General features: G+C 65.4%; 19 protein-coding genes and 1 pseudogene. 16 read left to right on the top strand and 4 right to left on the bottom strand.

What is annotated here, in order from left to right; translation table 11 throughout:
- Positions 1-41: 41 nt before the first annotated feature.
- The gene (gene crtD / locus ACKOED_RS07780; RefSeq protein WP_408916046.1) at positions 42-1538 is read right to left on the bottom strand and encodes a 1-hydroxycarotenoid 3,4-desaturase CrtD; all 1497 of its coding nucleotides are present in this window, start codon (positions 1536-1538) and stop codon (positions 42-44) included.
- Positions 1539-1638: 100 nt separating this feature from the next.
- Here crtD and ACKOED_RS07775 point away from each other — a divergent pair, with 100 nt between their 5' ends.
- The 16 genes and pseudogenes from ACKOED_RS07775 to ACKOED_RS07700 all read left to right on the top strand — a co-directional run bounded on the left by ACKOED_RS07775 (position 1639) and on the right by ACKOED_RS07700 (position 15506).
- Positions 1639-2511 (top strand): polyprenyl synthetase family protein, encoded by an 873-nt coding sequence (locus tag ACKOED_RS07775; protein WP_408916014.1) that lies wholly within the window; start codon positions 1639-1641, stop codon positions 2509-2511.
- Position 2512: 1 nt separating this feature from the next.
- Positions 2513-3592 carry a methyltransferase gene (locus ACKOED_RS07770; RefSeq protein ID WP_408916013.1) on the top strand — a complete coding sequence of 360 codons (1080 nt, stop codon included), beginning with the start codon at positions 2513-2515 and terminating at the stop codon, positions 3590-3592.
- 352 nt (positions 3593-3944) lie between these two features.
- On the top strand, positions 3945-4880 hold the full coding sequence (bchC, locus tag ACKOED_RS07765; RefSeq protein WP_408916012.1) for a chlorophyll synthesis pathway protein BchC: 936 nt from the start codon (positions 3945-3947) through the stop codon (positions 4878-4880).
- Positions 4877-5875, top strand: a complete 999-nt coding sequence (locus ACKOED_RS07760) for a chlorophyllide a reductase iron protein subunit X (protein WP_408916011.1) — start codon at positions 4877-4879, stop codon at positions 5873-5875. Before bchC ends, ACKOED_RS07760 begins: the two co-directional genes overlap by 4 nt.
- Before the next feature lie 4 nt (positions 5876-5879).
- Entirely contained in the window at positions 5880-7412 is a 1533-nt protein-coding gene (bchY, locus tag ACKOED_RS07755; protein ID WP_408916010.1) for a chlorophyllide a reductase subunit Y, read from the top strand.
- A 61-nt stretch (positions 7413-7473) separates the two neighbouring features.
- Positions 7474-8916: pseudogene (gene bchZ / locus ACKOED_RS07750) on the top strand (chlorophyllide a reductase subunit Z).
- A gap of 52 nt (positions 8917-8968) precedes the next feature.
- Positions 8969-9184, top strand: coding sequence for a hypothetical protein (locus ACKOED_RS07745; RefSeq protein ID WP_408916009.1), 216 nt, complete (start codon positions 8969-8971; stop codon positions 9182-9184).
- 141 nt (positions 9185-9325) lie between these two features.
- Complete coding sequence (gene pufB, locus ACKOED_RS07740; protein ID WP_408916008.1) at positions 9326-9544, top strand: light-harvesting antenna LH1, beta subunit; 219 nt, start codon at positions 9326-9328, stop codon at positions 9542-9544.
- A 12-nt stretch (positions 9545-9556) separates the two neighbouring features.
- On the top strand, positions 9557-9739 hold the full coding sequence (gene pufA / locus ACKOED_RS07735; RefSeq protein ID WP_408916007.1) for a light-harvesting antenna LH1, alpha subunit: 183 nt from the start codon (positions 9557-9559) through the stop codon (positions 9737-9739).
- A gap of 112 nt (positions 9740-9851) precedes the next feature.
- Complete coding sequence (gene pufL / locus ACKOED_RS07730) at positions 9852-10676, top strand: photosynthetic reaction center subunit L (RefSeq protein ID WP_408916006.1); 825 nt, start codon at positions 9852-9854, stop codon at positions 10674-10676.
- Between the two features lie 18 nt (positions 10677-10694).
- Positions 10695-11666: a photosynthetic reaction center subunit M gene (pufM, locus tag ACKOED_RS07725; protein ID WP_408916045.1), complete on the top strand. Its 972-nt coding sequence runs from the start codon at positions 10695-10697 to the stop codon at positions 11664-11666.
- 13 nt (positions 11667-11679) lie between these two features.
- Positions 11680-12735, top strand: a complete 1056-nt coding sequence (pufC, locus tag ACKOED_RS07720) for a photosynthetic reaction center cytochrome PufC (RefSeq protein WP_408916005.1) — start codon at positions 11680-11682, stop codon at positions 12733-12735.
- A 110-nt stretch (positions 12736-12845) separates the two neighbouring features.
- Positions 12846-13001, top strand: coding sequence for a light-harvesting antenna LH1, beta subunit (gene pufB, locus ACKOED_RS07715; protein ID WP_408916004.1), 156 nt, complete (start codon positions 12846-12848; stop codon positions 12999-13001).
- Between the two features lie 12 nt (positions 13002-13013).
- Positions 13014-13316, top strand: a complete 303-nt coding sequence (locus ACKOED_RS07710; protein WP_408916003.1) for a light-harvesting protein — start codon at positions 13014-13016, stop codon at positions 13314-13316.
- 167 nt (positions 13317-13483) lie between these two features.
- The gene (locus ACKOED_RS07705; protein WP_408916002.1) at positions 13484-14884 is read left to right on the top strand and encodes an MFS transporter; all 1401 of its coding nucleotides are present in this window, start codon (positions 13484-13486) and stop codon (positions 14882-14884) included.
- A 34-nt stretch (positions 14885-14918) separates the two neighbouring features.
- On the top strand, positions 14919-15506 hold the full coding sequence (locus tag ACKOED_RS07700) for a hypothetical protein (RefSeq protein ID WP_408916001.1): 588 nt from the start codon (positions 14919-14921) through the stop codon (positions 15504-15506).
- Positions 15507-15655: 149 nt separating this feature from the next.
- Here ACKOED_RS07700 and ACKOED_RS07695 read toward each other — a convergent pair whose 3' ends face one another.
- The 3 genes from ACKOED_RS07695 to ACKOED_RS07685 all read right to left on the bottom strand — a co-directional run bounded on the left by ACKOED_RS07695 (position 15656) and on the right by ACKOED_RS07685 (position 18133).
- Complete coding sequence (locus tag ACKOED_RS07695) at positions 15656-16072, bottom strand: DUF1489 family protein (RefSeq protein WP_408916000.1); 417 nt, start codon at positions 16070-16072, stop codon at positions 15656-15658.
- A gap of 84 nt (positions 16073-16156) precedes the next feature.
- A complete protein-coding gene (locus ACKOED_RS07690) occupies positions 16157-16756 on the bottom strand; it encodes a restriction endonuclease (RefSeq protein ID WP_408915999.1) in 600 nt (199 codons plus the stop codon).
- 150 nt (positions 16757-16906) lie between these two features.
- Entirely contained in the window at positions 16907-18133 is a 1227-nt protein-coding gene (locus ACKOED_RS07685) for an SPOR domain-containing protein (protein WP_408915998.1), read from the bottom strand.
- Between the last annotated feature and the right edge of the window lie 13 nt (positions 18134-18146).

Raw genomic sequence — 18146 nt, 5'->3', positions numbered from 1 at the left:
CACGAATCCGATGATGGTGAGGCCGTGGCGGCCATCATCGCTCAGGCCGTCGAGATACCACCAACGGTAGCCACCGGCTGCAACCTCCGCATCGAAGCCTTTGACATCATGAGGCTTTCCGCTGCCAAAAGGCCCGAGAGCGCGGCCATCGGGGCGCCCGGCCCCGGATGCACGCTGCCCCCCGCCAGATAGAGCCCCGGCACCGCCGTCCTGGCCGCCGGCCGCTGAAATGACGCCATCCATCCGTGCGATGCCCTCCCATACAGCGCCCCGCCGGTGGCCGGAAACAGGCGGCCAAACCGGGCGGGGTCGGTCATGATGATATGTTGCTGATTCCAATCGAGAATTAACCCGCAATCGGCAAGCTTCCGGCGCATCGCGTGCTCCACCGCGGCGGGCGGTTGCGGCGCCAGATCGCCATTGGCCGGGGAATTGACCAGCAGCAGCAGGCGCTCCGGCCCGGCCGCATGCCCATCCCGGTCCTGGGCGCAAATATAGACTGTCGGTTCAATGGGATAGCCGCTGGCAAGCTCACGGAATTCCCGCTCATAATCACCCGAGAAGAACACATTGTGCCGGGACAGCGGAAACCCCCTGGTTTCAATGGCCGCGGCCCAGGTGATGGCGGAGAGCGAGCGCTGTTTCGGGGCCACCGGGCGGGCTGCCCGCGCGCCGTCGCGGCCCAGCAGTCCGGTGGCCAACGCATTGGCGTCGGCATTGACGATCACCGCTGAACAATCGATTTCTTCGTCCGCCGTGGCCACCGCCGCCACGCGCCCGCGGGCGGTGCGGATTGCCGTCACCTCGGCGCCATATCGAAAGCTGACGCCCTTGCGGCGGGCCAGCGCCTCCAGTGCCAGGGCCAGCTCATGCATGCCGCCCTTCACCGTCCACACCCCGGCCTGTTCCACATGGGCGATCAGCATCAGCGTTGCGGGAGCCAGAAAAGGCGAGGAACCACAATAGGTTGCGTAGCGCCCGAAGAGCTGGCGCAGGCGGCGGTCGCGGAAATGGCGGCCGAGGCCCTTCCACATTGTCTCGAAGGGGTTGATGCGGGCCATGGCGGCCAGGCCACGAAGCCCGTTGGCGGTCGCCAGCGTCAGCGGGTTCGGCCGCTGCGACCGCATGAACGGCTTGTCCAGCGTCTCGAAAATACGCCGTGATTCCGTGCTGAATTCAAGGAATCGCCTGGCCTCCGCCGCCCCCGCGAAATCCCCGATGGCATCCGCGGAAGCCTGTAAATCCGCATACAAATCAAGGCGTTCGCCGGCACTCCAGGCATGCCGGGCGAGGATCGACAAGGGCTCCAGCGTGACATGGTTCGAAAGGCTTTCCCCGGCCAGCGCGAAGATCTGCTCGAACACCGCCCGCATGGTGAGCACGGTGGGACCGCCATCGATCGCATAGTCCCCCACCTGAAGCCGCCGCATCTTGCCGCCAGGGCTTGCGGCACGCTCCAGGACCAGCACGTCTTCTCCCTGCGAAGCCATTGAAATCGCAGCGGATAATCCCCCCATCCCAGCGCCGATGACGACCACTCTGGACACCGATTTCGGTTCCCTGTTGCGGAGTTTGGACAAGTATGTCAATAATTCCTGACAGTCGCAATGACATTATGAGTTGACAGCGGGGATCGCCATGGACGTTGGACAGCGCCTGGAAGCTGAACTTGACCTCGCAGTGGCACGGGCCGCCGCAGGCGATTGTCCTCCGAAACTGGCGGCTGCGCTGCGCGATGCGGTGTTCCCCGGCGGAGCCCGCATCCGGCCCCGGCTGGCGCTCGCCGTGGCCGCTGCCTGCGATACAAAAAACCCAATGGCATCATTGGTTTCCGCAGCCTCGATCGAGCTTCTTCATTGCGCCTCGCTGGTCCATGACGACCTGCCCTGCTTCGACAATTCGGCACTGCGGCGGGGCAAGCCATCGGTGCATGCAGCCTTCGGCGAGCGGATCGCGGTGCTCACTGGCGATGCGCTGATCGTGCTGGCCTTCGAATGGCTGGCGGTGCGGCTGGCAGCCGCCCCGGAGCGGCTGGCGCCGCTTACCCGGATCATCGCCTCCTGTGTCGGCGGCCCGTCCGGGATTTGCGCTGGCCAGGCCTGGGAATGCGAGGAAACCATTGATATTGTTCGCTATCAGCGAGCCAAGACCGGGGCCCTGTTCGCCGCCTGCACCATGGCGGGCGCCGCCTCCGCCGGGCTGGAGCCGCAGCCATGGCAGCGGCTGGGCTTTGCCATCGGCGAGGCTTTCCAGGTGGCTGATGACCTGCGCGATGTCGCCGGATCGGCCGAGAAACTGGGCAAGCCGGTCAACCAGGACGAGGCCAACCAGCGGCCGAATTTCGTTTTGAATCTTGGGTTTGACGGCGCCATGGCGCATTTCGAGGAGCTGCTGGCCGAGGCCATGGCGGCGATCCCGCCCTGCCCCGGCGCCGAACAGCTCGGCAAGCAGATCACCGGCGTGTCGCGCAGCCTCGTGACCGGCCTCTCGGCGCGCACCGCCGCCGCCTGACATGAGCCTCGCCGGAGCCGCCGCGGACCGCTGGCGAGGTTTCCGCAACCGCCTGCTGGCAAGCCCGCGATTTCAGAAATTTGCCATTGAATTTCCGCCGTTTAGGCCTATCGCCCGGCGGCGCTCCCGGGCCCTCTTCGACCTGCTGGCGGGCTTCACCTATTCGCAGGTGCTCTATGCCACGGTGAAGCTGGGGCTGATCGACATGCTGCAAGGCCCGGCACTGACCGGGCCCGCGCTGGCGGCCCGCGTTGGCTGGCCCGCCGGCCGCCTCGAAAGACTGCTCAAGGCTGCGGTTTCATTGGAGATTCTGGAACTGACCAGCACCGGCGCCTACACCCTCGGCCAGCATGGAGCAGCGCTGGCCGGCAACCCGTGGATCGCCAAGTTCATCGCCCATCACCACCTGCTCTATGATGATTTGGCGGACCCGCTGGCGCTTCTGTCCGGCGACAGAAAAGACAACAAACTCAAGGAGTTCTGGAACTATTCCGCGACCCCGCATGCGGCGTCCTACACGGCGCTGATGGCGGCCTCGCAGCAGGCCGTGGCGGCCGAGATCCTCGCCGCCTATGATTTCGGGCGTCACCGCCAGCTGATCGACGTGGGCGGCAGCAACGGCACCTTCCTGGCCGCCGCCCGGAGCCGCTATCCGCAGCTCAGGCTCAGCCTGTTCGATCTTCCCGCGGTGGCTGAGATTGCGCGCGTAAACCTCGGAAATGACGTGGAAATTCATCCTGGGTCTTTTCTCACCGATGAACTTCCCAAGGGGGCCGACGTGGCCACGCTGATCCGCGTCGCGCATGACCATGATGACGACTCGGTGCTGAAAATCCTGAGCGCCATCAAACACATGCTGCCGCCCGGCGGGGTGCTGATCGTGGCCGAACCGCTGTCCGGCATCGCCGCCACCGCGCCCATCGCCGATGCCTATTTCGGCACCTATTTCGCCGCCATGGGCCAGGGCCGCACCCGGACCGCCGCCGAGCTTGGCCGCCTCGCCGCCGCCGCCGGCTTCACCTCCACCACGGCGATCAGGACCCGCAATCCGGTGGTCTGCAGCATGCTCAAAATCATGTAGCTTTCGGATGCGGTTTGGATGCTTTTCGATGCGGTTTGGATGACATTTGGATGCGGTCCGGATGCACCAAACATGACATGCGGATGCGTCGGGTTGTTCCTCAGAAAACCATTTCATACGCCATGCGCGAGACGCAGGTCTTGGGGCTACATCAGGTAGAACAAATAGCATTAAATTCAATTTTAACGAGCATCTGCTTCGCCTCAAATCGCCACGGCCCGCAGTCCACATTTCCAGACGGCAGAACTGTACACTCCTATTGACACTTTGATGTGTAAGAGTAAGCTTACAGTCTGGAGTCTCTGGCTGTGCCTCGCAACAACACCGCCGGACCCCAGAGGAGAGACCGGGAATGGATACGGTCGCGGTCGTTCTGGAACAGCCGGGAAAACTGGCGCTCAGAACAGTGACACTGCAGGAGGCAACCGCCGGCGACATCGTCGTCGACGCGGCCTGGACAGGAATTTCATCCGGCACTGAACGGCTGCTGTGGGCTGGCCGCATGCCCGATTTTCCCGGCATGGGCTATCCGCTGGTCCCCGGCTACGAGACGGTTGGCCGGGTGAGCCGCGGCGGCCATGGTTTCGCGGAAGGCGACCTGGTATTCGTGCCGGGCGCCAATTGCTTCGCCGGATTGCGCGGCCTGTTCGGCGGCGCCGCGGCGCGCCTGGTGGTTCCGGCGCAACGCGCCGTGCCGCTCGACGGCATCGCTGACGATACCGGCATTCTGATGGCTCTTGCGGCAACGGCTCACCATGCCGTCGCCGCGCCTGATACGAGATTGCCGCAGCTGATCGTGGGCCACGGCATTCTCGGCCGGCTGATCGCCCGCATCACGCTCGCTCTGGGTGGCGATGCCCCCACCGTCTGGGAGAAGCAGGCAGGCCGCCGCGACGGCGCAACGGGCTATGCGGTGATCGCTCCGGAACAGGACCAGCGGCGCGACTACGAAACGATCTGCGATGCCAGCGGCGCCGCCGGCCTTCTCGATACGCTCATGCCGCGGCTCGCCAGGCGCGGCGAGATCACGCTTGCCGGTTTCTACGAGGAACCGCTGAGCTTCGCCTTTCCGCCCGCCTTCATGCGCGAGGCGCGAATCAGGATCGCCGCCGAATTCACCAAAGCCGACATCGAATCGGTGCGCTCGCTGGTCACCGCCGGCCGCTTGAGCCTGGCGGGACTCATCACGCACCGCGCCGCCGCCGCCGGCGCGGAAGCGGCCTATGCCCAGGCATTCAACGATCCTTCCTGCATCAAGATGGCCCTCGACTGGAGCGCGTTCTCATGAACAGCATCGACCTGACACTGGTCCGTGACGCCAAGCTGCGCGAGGAGGCCAACCAGCCTCCCGACCCCGTGCACACCGGACCGGTGAAGAAAGAAACGCAGATCATCGCCATTTACGGCAAGGGCGGCATCGGCAAGAGCTTCACGCTCGCCAACCTCTCCTACATGATGGCGCAGCAGGGAAAGCGCGTGCTGCTGATCGGCTGCGACCCGAAAAGCGACACCACCTCGCTGCTGTTCGGCGGCAAGGCCTGCCCCACCATCATCGAGACCTCGGCCAAGAAGAAGCTGGCCGGCGAAGAGGTGAAGATCGGCGATGTGTGCTTCAAGCGCGACGGCGTCTTCGCCATGGAGCTGGGCGGCCCGGAAGTGGGCCGCGGCTGCGGCGGGCGCGGCATCATCCACGGCTTCGAGCTTCTGGAGAAGCTGGGCTTCCATGAATGGGGCTTCGATTATGTGCTGCTCGACTTCCTCGGCGACGTGGTGTGCGGCGGCTTCGGCCTGCCGATCGCCCGCGACATGTGCCAGAAGGTGATCATCGTCGGCTCCAACGACTTGCAGTCGCTTTATGTGGCCAACAATGTCTGCTCGGCGGTGGAATATTTCCGCAAGCTCGGCGGCAATGTGGGCGTGGCCGGCATCGTCATCAACAAGGACGACGGCACCGGCGAGGCGGCGGCTTTCGCCGAGGCCGTTGGCATTCCGGTGCTGGCCTCGATCCCCGCCCATGAGGACATTCGCCGCAAGAGCGCCAATTACGAGATCATCGGCAAGCCCGAAAGCGAGTGGGGCGCGCTGTTCGCCGGCCTCGCCGTCAACGTGGCGGAAGCCCCGCCGCAGCGCCCCTCGCCGCTCGACCAGGACGGCCTGCTTGGCCTGTTCAAGGGCGACACGGTGGGCCGCAACGTCGTGCTGGTGCCCGCGTCCGCCGAGGACATGTGCGGGGGCACCATCACCGCCAAGCCTTCCCTCGAAGTGATCTACGACACGGTTTAAGACAATGGCCACCACCCTCATCGACAGGAACGGGCCCGTGACGGAGGCGCCAAAGGCGGATGTCTCCGGTCTGTCCTGCCATGCGGGCAAGGATGAACTCAACAAGGCGGCGCGCGCCGCCGGCAAGTCCGAAGCGCTGGAACAATACGCCAGGGACTATCCGCTGGGCCCGCATGACCAGCCGCAAAGCATGTGCCCGGCCTTCGGCTCGCTGCGGGTGGGACTGCGCATGCGCCGCACCGCGACGATCCTTTCCGGCTCGGCCTGCTGCGTCTACGGCCTCACCTTCACCTCGCACTTCTACGGCGCGCGGCGCTCGGTCGGCTATGTGCCGTTCAATTCCGAGACGCTGGTGACCGGCAAGCTGTTCGAGGACATCCGCGAGGCCGTCTACAAGCTGGCGAAGCCCGAGGATTATGACGCGATCGTCATTACCAATCTGTGCGTGCCGACGGCCTCTGGCGTGCCGCTGCAACTTCTGCCCAAGGAGATCAACGGGGTTCGCATCATCGGCATCGACGTGCCGGGCTTTGGCGTGCCGACCCATGCCGAAGCGAAGGACGTGCTCGCCGGCGCGATGCTGAAATATGCCGCCTCCGAAATCCGCCAGGGTCCGGTGGCCGCGCCGCGCACCTCGCGCAGCGCGCGTCCCGCGGTCACGCTGCTGGGCGAAATGGTCCCCGCCGATCCGGTCGGCATCGGCCGCATGCTGGAGCCGATGGGGCTTGCCGCCGGGCCGGTGGTGCCGACGCGGGAATGGCGCGAGCTGTTCGCCGCCTTCGATTGCGCCGCGGTGGCGGCGATCCATCCCTTCTACACATCCGCGGTGCGCGAATTCGAGGCGGCGGGACGCAGCGTCGTTGGTTCCGCCCCGGTGGGCCATGACGGCACGGCCGACTGGCTCGCCGCCATCGGCCAGGCCTGCAATGTCGGCGCCGAGAAGATCGCCGCGGCACAGAATGCGATCCTGCCCGCCATCAGGGGCGCTCTTGCGGCAAAGCCGATCAAGGGCCGCATCACGGTTTCTGGCTACGAGGGCTCGGAGCTTCTGGTGGCGCGGCTGCTGATCGAAAGCGGCGCTGAGGTTCCCTATGTCGGCAGCGCCTGCCCGCGCACCCGCTGGTCGGATGCCGACCGTGCCTGGCTGGAGGCGCGCGGCGTCACCGTGCAGTTCCGCGCCTCGCTCGAGAACGACATCGCGGCGATGATTGACGCAAGGCCCGATCTGGCGATCGGCACCACGCCGGTGGTGCAGAAAGCCAAGCAGCTTTCGATCCCGTCGCTCTATTTCACCAATCTGATCTCGGCGCGGCCGCTGATGGGCCCGGCGGGGGCCGGATCGCTCGCCCAGGTGATCAACGCGGCGTTGGCCAACAAGCACCGCTTCGATACGATGACCGAATTCTTCGCCGGCGTGGGCGAAGGCCATGCGGCGGGCATCTGGGAAGATACGCCGGTCGACCGCCCCGAGTTCCGCAAGAAATATGCCGGCATGCTGGCGGCGCGCGCCAAGGCCGAAGAGGCGGTGGGAACATGATCCGTGTTCTGATCACAGCCACCCCTGCCGCGGCGCGGCCGCAACACCCGGAGGTGCGGCCATGCTGGTGCTAGATCACGACCGCGCCGGCGGCTATTGGGGCGCTGTCTATGTGTTCACCGCGATCAAGGGATTGCAGGTGATCATCGACGGGCCGGTGGGCTGCGAAAATCTTCCCGTGACATCGGTGCTGCATTACACCGACGCGCTGCCGCCGCATGAGCTGCCGATCGTGGTGACCGGGCTTTCCGAGGAGGAACTCGGCCAGCACGGCACCGAAGGCGCCATGCGCCGCGCCCACAAGACCCTCGATCCGGCCATGCCGAGCGTGGTGGTGACCGGCTCGATCGCCGAGATGATCGGCGGCGGGGTGACGCCGCAGGGCACCGGCATCCAGCGCTTCCTGCCGCGCACCATCGACGAAGACCAGTGGCAGAGCGCTGACCGCGCCATGAACTGGCTGTGGACGGAATTCGGAACCAAGAAGAAGCAGGTTCCGACCGCCAAGCCGCGGGCGCCCGGCGACAAGCCGCGCGTCAATATCATCGGCCCCATCTACGGCACCTTCAACACCTGGTCTGACCTGGCGGAGATCCGCCGCCTGGTCGAAGGCATCGGCGCTGAGGTCAACATGTGCTTCCCGCTGGGATCGCACCTCGCGGATGTGCCGAAGCTCGCCAATGCGGAAGCCAATGTGTGCATGTACCGCGAATATGGCCGCAAGCTGTGCGAGACCCTCGACCGGCCCTATCTGCAGGCGCCGATCGGGCTGCACTCGACCACCAAGTTCCTGCGCGCGCTGGGTGAAACCCTCGGGCTCGATCCCGAGCCGTTCATCGCCCGGGAAAAGCACACCACCATCAAGCCGCTGTGGGACCTGTGGCGCTCGGTGACCCAGGATTTCTTCGCCACCGCCAGCTTCGCCGTGGTGGCGAGCGAAACCTATGCCCGCGGGCTCGAGCATTTCCTGGGCGAGGAGATGGGCCTGCCCTGCCAGTTCGCGGTGACCCGCAAGGCGGGCGCCAAGACCGACAACGAGGCGGTGCGCAAGCTGGTTCGCGAGAAGGCGCCGCTCATCCTGTTCGGCAGCTACAACGAGCGCATGTAGCTCACGGAAGCGGGCGGGCGCGGCATCTATCTCCCCGCCTCCGTCCCCGGCGCCATCATCCGCCGCCATACCGGCACGCCGTTCATGGGCTATGCCGGCGCCACCTATCTGATCCAGGAAGTGTGCAACGCGCTGTTCGACGCGCTGTTCAACATCCTGCCGCTCGCCACCGACATGGACAAGGTGGAAGCAACACCGGCGCGGCGCGAGCATGAATTGATCTGGGACGCGGCCGCCAAGGCGGCGCTTGACGAACTCGTGGAACGCCAGCCGGTGCTGGTGCGGATATCCGCCGCCAAGCGGCTTCGCGACGGCGCCGAGGCCCGCGCCCGCAAGGCGCAATCCGAAACCGTCGCGGAAGCCGACGTGCTTTCAGCCATCGCGGAGCTCGCCTGATGCGCCAGCTCCGTTCCAGTTCACTCGTCACTGACATCGGGAGGATTACAGCATGTCAATGATCAACGCCTCACGCCACGCCGAGGGGAAGCTCGAGTTCAGCCTGCTGATGTGGCTGGCCTTCGCGGTGTTCTTCGTGGCCATCGCGCTCTCGCGGCTGATCCCGCGGGCCGCGCGGCCGCGCATGGCCGGCCATGAGGATGGCAAGTCCATCTTCGCCGCCGCCAAGGCCGCGACGCACAACTCGATCCCCTTCGCCTTCATGTAGGCGCAGGGCCAGCCATTCGCCGGCACCCTTGCGGGTGACGGCGGATCGCCAAGGGCTCTCCACCGGCCCGAGGCACCCGGTCCGCGCGGGATTTCAGCGGTAACAGGGCCCTTCACGGGGCCTCAGACGGAGGTCAGTAAAATGGCCGATAACAGAGGGTCAGGCATCTCTGGCCTGTCCGAAGCCGAAGCCAAGGAGTTCCATGGAATCTTCGTTTCGAGCTTCATTGCCTTCACGTTGGTGGCGATCGTCGCCCACTTCCTTGCCTGGCAATGGCGCCCGTGGATTCCCGGACCCAACGGCTATGAGAGCACCGACCTGACGCCGGTCCTGCACCAGCTCACGTCGATGTTCACATAAGGAGGATCGATCATGTGGCGCATGTGGCTTCTTTTCGATCCCCGCAGGACCCTGGTGGCGATGGCTACCTTCCTGTTCGTGCTGGCACTCATCATCCACTTCATTCTTCTGTCCACCGACCGGTTCAACTGGCTGGAAGGCGGCGTGAAGAAGGCTGCGAGCCTGGATGTGACAGTCAGCGAGATGATCGGCTGACGCCGGTCATCCCGCACCCCCCTGTGGACGGAACGCGGCCTCCACCCCGTTCCGTCCACGAACTGAAATTCGAGAAATAAGGCCGGCTTCCAGGGCCGGAGGAGTGACCGAAATGTCAATGCTCAGTTTCGAAAAGAAATATCGCGTACGCGGCGGAACGCTGTTCGGCGGCGATCTGTTCGATTTCTGGGTGGGGCCCTTCTATGTGGGCTTCTTCGGCGTCACCACCGCCTTCTTCTCGATCCTGGGCACCGCCCTGATCGTCTATTCCGCGGCCATCGGGCCGACCTGGAACCTCTGGCAGATCAACATCGCGCCGCCCGACCTGAGCTATGGCCTGGCGCTGGCGCCGCTCAAGGAGGGCGGGCTCTGGCAGATCATCACCGTGTGCGCCACCGGCGCCTTCGTGAGCTGGGCGCTGCGCGAGGTGGAAATCTGCCGCAAGCTCGGCATCGGCCTTCACGTGCCGGTCGCCTTCTCCTTCGCCATCCTCGCCTATGTGACCCTCGAGATCGTGCGCCCGGTGCTGCTCGGCGCCTGGGGTCATGCCTTCCCCTATGGCATCATCAGCCATCTCGATTGGGTGTCCAACGTGGGCTACCAATATCTGCATTTCCACTACAATCCGGCGCATATGATCGCCATCACGCTGTTCTTCACGACGACGCTGGCGCTCGCCATGCATGGCGGCCTGGTGCTGTCGGCCACCAACCCGCCGAAGGGCGAGGCGGTGAAGACCGCCGAACACGAGAACGCCTTCTTCCGTGATCACATCGGCTATTCGATCGGCACGCTCGGCATTCACCGCCTGGGCCTGTTGCTGGCGCTGGGCGCGGTGTTCTTCAGCGCCGTCTGCATCGTGATCAGCGGCCCATTCTGGACCCGTGGCTGGCCCGAATGGTGGAACTGGTGGCTCGACCTGCCGATTTGGTCCTGACGCGCGGAGACTCCCATGATGTACGAATATCAGAATATCTTCACCCGCGTGCAGGTGCACGGCCCCGCCGACATGGGCGTGCCGATGAAGCCAGGAAACTGGTCACGCGAGAACATGACCACCACCAACTGGCTGCTCGGCACCTTCGGCGACGCGCAGATCGGGCCTGTGTATCTGGGCGCGCTGGGCATCGCCTCGCTGCTCTGCGGTTTCATTGCGATCGAGATCATCGGCCTCAACATGCTGGCCTCGGTGAACTGGAACCCAATCGAATTCGTGCGCCAGCTGTTCTGGCTGGGCCTCGAGCCGCCGCCGGCCAAATACGGGCTGGGCCTGGCGCCGCTGCGCGAAGGCGGCTGGTGGCAGATGGCCGGCTTCTTCCTCACCGCATCGATCCTGCTGTGGTGGCTGCGCACCTACCGGCGCGCCCGCGCGCTGGGCATGGGAACGCATATCGCCTGGGCCTTCGCGGCGGCCATCTGGCTCTATCTGGTGCTGGGCTTCTTCCGGCCGCTGCTGCTCGGCAACTTCTCGGAAGCGGTCCCGTTCGGCATCTTCCCGCACCTCGACTGGACGGCGGCGTTTTCGATCCGCTACGGCAACCTCTTCTACAACCCTTTCCACATGCTCTCGATCGCCTTCCTGTACGGCTCGGCGCTGCTGTTCGCCATGCATGGCGCGACCATCCTCGCGGTGTCGCGGCTGGGCGGCGAGCGCGAGATCGAACAGATCCTCGACCGCGGCACGGCCTCGGAGCGCGCCGCCCTGTTCTGGCGCTGGACCATGGGCTTCAACGCCACCATGGAGTCGATCCACCGCTGGGCGTGGTGGTTCGCGGTGCTGTGCCCGCTGGTTGGCGGCATCGGCATCCTGCTCACCGGCACGGTGGTCGACAACTGGTATCTGTGGGCGGTGAAGCATGGCGTGGCGCCGGTCTATCCGCTCGACCTGACGGCGCCGGTCCTCGATCCCACGGGCGTGGCGCAATAGGAGGGATGACCACATGAAACTCTCCGCCTCAACCCTTACAGCAGCCCTGCTCGGCATCGTCGTGGTGACCCTGCTCACCATCCCCATGATGCTGCAATGGGAGCGCCCGCCGATGCACTCCGAGCAGCTGGGCTATCGCGGCCTCGGCATGGAGCAGATCACCAACCCGCGCCGCGCCGAAATGCTCGCCGCCCTCAACAAGGCGCCGGTGCCCGACGACCCCGTGGAGAACGACGGCGTGCTGGTGAAGGACGATCCTGAAAACTACAAGAATGTGCAGGTGCTGGGCGATCTCGACACCGCGCAGTTCAACCGGCTGATGGGCGCCATCACCACCTGGGTCGCCCCGCAGGAAGGCGACAATGCCGGCTGCGCCTATTGCCACAATGTCGAGAACATGGCGTCCGACGAGGTCTACACCAAGGTCGTGGCGCGGCGCATGCTGCAGATGACGAGGACCATCAACAGCAAGTACCAGACCCACGTGCAGGCGACGGGCGTCACCTGCTACACCTGCCATCGCGGCAAGCCAGTGCCCGCGAATGTCTGGGCGATCAACCCCGGGCCGAAACAGGCGGGCGGCATGGCGGCGAGCCGCGACGGCCAGAATGTGGCCGGCATGCAGGTTCCCGCCTATGCCTCCCTGCCCTATGATCCGTTCACCACGCTGCTGCAGCCCGGCGCCAACATCCGGGTCATCGCCTCCACGGCGCTTCCGGGCGGCACCGGCGGCTCGATCCAGAGCACCGAGAAGACCTATGCGCTGATGATGCACATGTCCACGGGGCTGGGCGTCAACTGCACCTTCTGCCACAACTCGCGGATCTTCAGCAGCTGGAAGGAAAGCCGGCCGCAGCGCGTCACCGCCTGGCACGGCCTGCAGATGGTGGGCAATGTCAACCAGACCTACATGGACTCGCTCACCGATGTGTTCCCCGCCAACCGCAAGGGGCCGATGGGCGACGTTCTCAAGGTCAACTGCGCCACCTGCCACCAGGGCGTGAACAAGCCGCTCTACGGCTTCAGCATGGCAAAGGAGTATCCGGAATTATCGGTTCCCAACCCGTGAGGGGAAGGAAGGTGCTCTGCACCAAAACTAGTCTTGTTGTTGATGAAATGACGAGAAACCTGCGTGCGGGTCAAGCACGGAACTAGTCTAAGTCTGGAGGTACAAGCTAGATGTCAGACGATCCCAACCGGGTATGGCCGACTGGCCTTACCATCCGGGAATCAGAGGAACTGCACAAGCACGTCATCGACGGCTCGCGCGTGTTCTTCGTGATCGCCCTCTTCGCACACCTGCTGGCGTATGTTTATTCGCCATGGCTGCACTAGGAGGTTAATGACATGAACCAAGGAAGAATCTGGTGCGTCGTTAACCCCACCGTCGGCCTGCCGCTGTTCATCGGCGGCGTGGCGGTCACCTCGCTGGTGGTGCATGCGTCAGTGATGACGCACAGCACCTGGGTGTCGAAGTTCTTCGAGGGCGGAGCGGCCGCGCAGGCCGCCTCGGCCGAAACCACGGTTTCGCCGCTGGCCTCGAACGTGACCAAGACCGATCAGGGCTATGTCATCACCGTGACAGTGGCTCCTGACGCGGCCGCCAAGCTCGCCTCGCTCGAGGACGAGACGGCGATCGCCGTAAAATAGATGGTCCCTCCTGACCGGCACCGCCGGCGCCTCCTTTCCCCCGAAAGCGGCGCCGGCAGTGCAAGGGGGATGGCTACGATATTGCGAGAGGTGAGCGGGGACCCAAGCCCCGCGCACCTCCCGCAAATTCCGACACCGGTTGCAGCATTAACCGCCGGATACGGGGCATGAACCGTCTCAGCCAGAGCGTGATGCGGGCCTGGATCGGGCTCGGCGCGAAATATCTTCCCTTCGCGGACGCCGCGACGGCCGATGTGCCGATCGAGCGGCTGCTGCGGCTTTCGCTGTTCCAGGTCTCCGCCGGAATGACACTGGCGCTGCTGGTGGGCACGCTGAACCGGGTGATGATCGTTGAGCTGCACGTTCCGGCCTCGCTGGTGGCCGTGATGCTGGCCATGCCACTGGTTTTCGCGCCATTCCGGGCGCTCATCGGCTTCAAATCCGACACCCACCAGTCCGAACTGGGCTGGAAGCGCGTTCCATTCATCTACAAGGGCGCGATGCTGCAGTTCGGCGGCCTCGCCATCATGCCTTTCGCGCTGCTGGTGCTTGCCCGCCAGGGCCATGCCGCTGAAGTTCCCGCCTGGGTGGGCCAGGCGGCGGCGGCGCTTGCCTTCCTGCTCGTTGGAGCCGGACTGCACATCAGCCAGACTGCCGGGCTCGCACTGGCGACAGACCTCACGCCCCCGGAAAAACAGCCCAATGTGGTCGGGCTCATGTATGTCTCTCTGCTGGCGGGCTCAATCATCAGTGCACTGATTTTCGGAGCCTTGCTCGCCAATTTCTCGCATGGGCGGCTGGTTCAGGTGATCCAGGGCGCGGGCGTGGCCACCTTGCTGCTCACCGGTATCGCGGTTTGGAAGCAGGAGGCGCGCGGCGGCGCCAGGCGGCGGCCAGGAGCCGCCCCCGACCCCAGTTTCCGGGAGGCCTGGGCCTGCTTCATCGCCGGCGACAAGGCGATGGCCCGGCTGGTGGCGGTAGGCCTCGGCACACTCGCCTTCAGCATGCAGGATGTGATGCTGGAGCCCTATGGCGGCCAGGTCCTCGGCCTTACCGTGTCGCGCACCACGGTGCTGACGGCCGCACTCGCGGGCGGCGGCCTCCTGGGCTTCAGCCTTGCCTCCTATGTGCTGAGCCGCGGCTTCGATGCGTTCCGCATGGCCGCATGCGGCGCGATGGTTGGGGTGCCGGCGTTCCTGATGATCATCGCGGCGGCGCCATTGGCCTCACCCTTGCTGTTCGGCGCCGGCACGCTGCTCATTGGCTTTGGCGGCGGGCTGTTCGGGCACGGCACGCTCACCGCCACCATGAACCATGCGCCCGAAGACCAGCGTGGCCTGGCGCTTGGCGCATGGGGCGCAGTGCAGGCCACCGCCGCGGGATGCGGGATTGCGCTGGGCGCGATCCTCCGTGACAGCGTCGCGGCCATTGGCGGCGGGGGAACAGTGTTGCCCTATCTTTCGGTCTATGGGCTGGAGGTGATCCTGCTAATGGCAACAATCGTAATTGCTTACCACCTTGCGCGCAGCCCGGACGCCACAAACCGCCGCACCGCAGACGCCCGATGAACGAACACCGAACCAATAGCGAGAGGACACCGCAATGACCACTGAAATCAACCGGATGTATTCCAGCCAGGACTCCGCTCACAAGGCCGCCGCCGAACTGCGCGAGGAGGGCTTCACGGACGTTCATGTGGTGTCTCCGCCCGCCGGTGATACGCCGCTCTCGGCCATTGCCGCGCAGATCGCCCAGAACCGGGTGCTTCTGGCGGACGCCCGTATTTACGCCAAGGGCGTTGCGGCGGGCGGTTCGCTGGTGACGGTGTTCGCGCCTTTCGGCACAGGACTGGCGGCGGAACAGATTCTCGACTCCCACCACCCCATCCCAACCGGCATGCCGGAGCCCGCGCCGGAAACCCTGTGGGATGAAGCCGCGCCGCTATCAAGCGCGCTGATGATGCCCTTGCTGTCCGATGATGCCACGCCCATCTCCAAGATCATCGGGTTCTCACCGCTGACGTCAGCCGATTGGAGCGCCTCCAGGGTTATCGGCATGCCGCTGCTGAGTGAGAATGCCGCGCCGCTCTCCTCCCTCATCGGCATGGGGCTGCTCAGCAAGAATGCCGCGCCCCTGTCCTCGATGATCGGCATGCCGACGCTGAAGTCCTTCCGTCCGATGCGCTGGTAGGACGGCCTGCGGGCTTGAAGGCGGCGCCGGTCGGGTGACGATGGCGCTGCCAGTTTTCCAGACATGCCAGACGCCGCCTTGCGCCTGAGTGCCGCCGCACCGGCGCCGATGGTTCGGCGTTGAGTGAAAGCGCCTGAGATGGAGCGGCGCTACAGCAGACCCAGGTCAGCCAGGTCGCGGCGCATCTGGACCGGCATGCCCTCCACCCGCGCCGATTTCGGCAGATCCGGAGGCGTATCTGCTTCCTCGAGATAGCGCCACCCCTGGAATGCGCGCTTGGGCGTGGCCCGCACGGGCACGATCTGCGGTTTGAAAACGATGCGGCAGCGCTCGATACCGTCACCGCCGGTCACCGGCTCCAGCGCGGCGATCGGCTGACGGCAGAGGATCATGCCGCGGATCACCCAGTACAGCGAACCGCCCGGCAGGATTTCATCGCGGCGCTTGGGGAACATGCGGGTGACATGATCCAGCGTGTCGCGGCCCTTGCGGCAGTCCTTGACCCAGTTTTCCAGTTCCTCGACGTCGCTGACGCCGACGCAGAGCTTCAACAGATTAAGCGGCATGCGGGCGAGTATAGCCAAGCCGCGGGGCAGCCGGAATGCAGACCCCGCGGGTTTTCCCCAGCCACGCAATCCCCCGCCGCTTCGCTACTCCGCCCGGCGCTCCGCCGCTTGCCTGAAGTAGCCGTTGTCGAGCTCCTTCAGCAGGAAGCTGCCGCGCACCGCGACGCCGATGTTATGGCGAATCATCAGCTGCACCAGCCGCGCGCCGTCAATGAGGACGATGTGACGGGAGATGCTGGAGCAAAAAGCCTGCGCGCTGGACGTGAAATGCGTGGTGGCCACCAGCACGCCCTTGCTGGCGCGGCAGGCCTCAAGGCTGCCCGCGAAATCGCGCACGTCCGACACCGGCACCGCCACGCCCGGTTTCAGGCGCTTGGCCTGGACGAAGATTGAATCAAAGCCCAACTCGTCGAGCAGGATCATACCGTCGATGCCGCCATCCCAGGAGCGCCCAAGACAGCGCGCCATGGCCGGCCGGCCGCTGCCATAGCCCATGGCCAACAGCACATCGATCACCAGACGTTCGAAGAACGACGGCGGCTGCACATGAATGCGTCCGATCAGATCATGCGCCAGTTGCGCGTGCGCAGCCTCGACAAAGGCCGCGACCGCGCTCCAATCGGCGGGCAGGCCGGGGCCTGCCCCTTCAGGCGCTGTTGAGGTGGCATCGGGGGGCGATCCCATCAAACGCTGGAAGTCAGGAATGTGAAACATAACCTGACGTTAGGTCAATTCAGATTAAGGCAACGTTAATAACTCGTCGAAAAGTTGCAGAAAAGAATGAGCCCGAACCGCGCACCGGCCTCCCCCTTCCGCGCCCCCCGGGAAATCAGCTCACGAAGCGGCCTTGCTGACGAAGCACTTCACGCCCTTGGCCTTGAGCCGGGCGCAGGCGCTGCCGGCTTCCGACTGGCTGTCGAAGCCCACGAGCCGCACCCGGTAGAACACGCCCTTGGCGCCCAGATCGGCGCGGACCACCACCGGTTCCTTGCCGGCGAGCACCTTGTAGCGGCCCTGCATCTTCTTCCAGCTCGACCAGGCGCCATCCTCGCTGGTGGCGGAAGCGAGCTGCACCGTCCAGCCCGTCAGCTTCGGCGGCGGAGGCTCCTCCGCCGGGGCTGGCCCGGCGGCGGCCACCTCAACCTGCGCGGCCGGCGCGGACGGTTCTTCCGGCACGGTTTCCACCGCGATCACCGTTTCCGTGGCGGGAGCGGCAGCCGGCGCGGCCGCTTCACCCGACGGCACCCGGTCCGAGAACTGCTTGGCAGAGCCCTGCGCTGCCGCCGGCTCCTCCACCATCAGCGCTTCCGAGGGCGCCTGGGCGGCGGGCAGGCCATCCGGCGCCGGGCTCACCGCCGCGGTCTGGATCTCGTCACCCGCAACCGCGGGCGCCGGCACGCCATCAAGCGCCGCCAGGCGGCGCTGCGCGGGCTCATAATCAGGTTTGGCGGCCAGAGCCTTTTCCAGCGCCGCCCGCGCATCCGGCAGACGCTGCAGCTTTTCGAACACCATCGCCTCGGCGACATGGACGCGGGCCGGATCAGGATAATTGTAGCGCAGCGCCTTGTCGAAATCGGCGAGCGCGAAGAGATACTGCCCGGCATCGCGCAGCAGCATGCCGCGGCTGTAATAGGCATGGCTGAACTGGCCGTTGAGGAACAGGGCGGAGGTGAAATCCTCCATGGCCAGCGTGTTGTTTTGCAGCCGTTGATAGGAGAGACCGCGGTTATAGAGCGCCAGCGCGCGCACCTCGCCCGACATTGCATCGATGCGCAGCGCGGCCGTGTAGTCATCGATCGCCAGCTGGTGCTCGTTCATGCGCTGGTAGGCGTGGGCGCGGTTGAGCAGCGTATTGGCGAGGACGCCCGGCGCCAGACCGCGGGACTCGATCGCTTTGCTGAAGCCGGCGATGGCGGTCTCGATGTCGCCTGCCTGCAAGGCCTGATAGGCCGCGGTGACGAGCTCAGTGTCGGAGGTTGCGGCGAAGGTTCCGGAAGCCGCCGCACTTGCAGCAAGGAACGCGGAACACACCGTGGCGAGAAACAGGGATCGGGTACGCATGAAAGGCAGTATC

This window comes from Aestuariivirga sp. (assembly GCF_046093005.1).
GTDB lineage: Bacteria > Pseudomonadota > Alphaproteobacteria > Rhizobiales > Aestuariivirgaceae > Aestuariivirga.
Note: the sequence above shows the minus strand (reverse complement) of the source record. Positions and strands in the feature narration are given on the sequence as shown.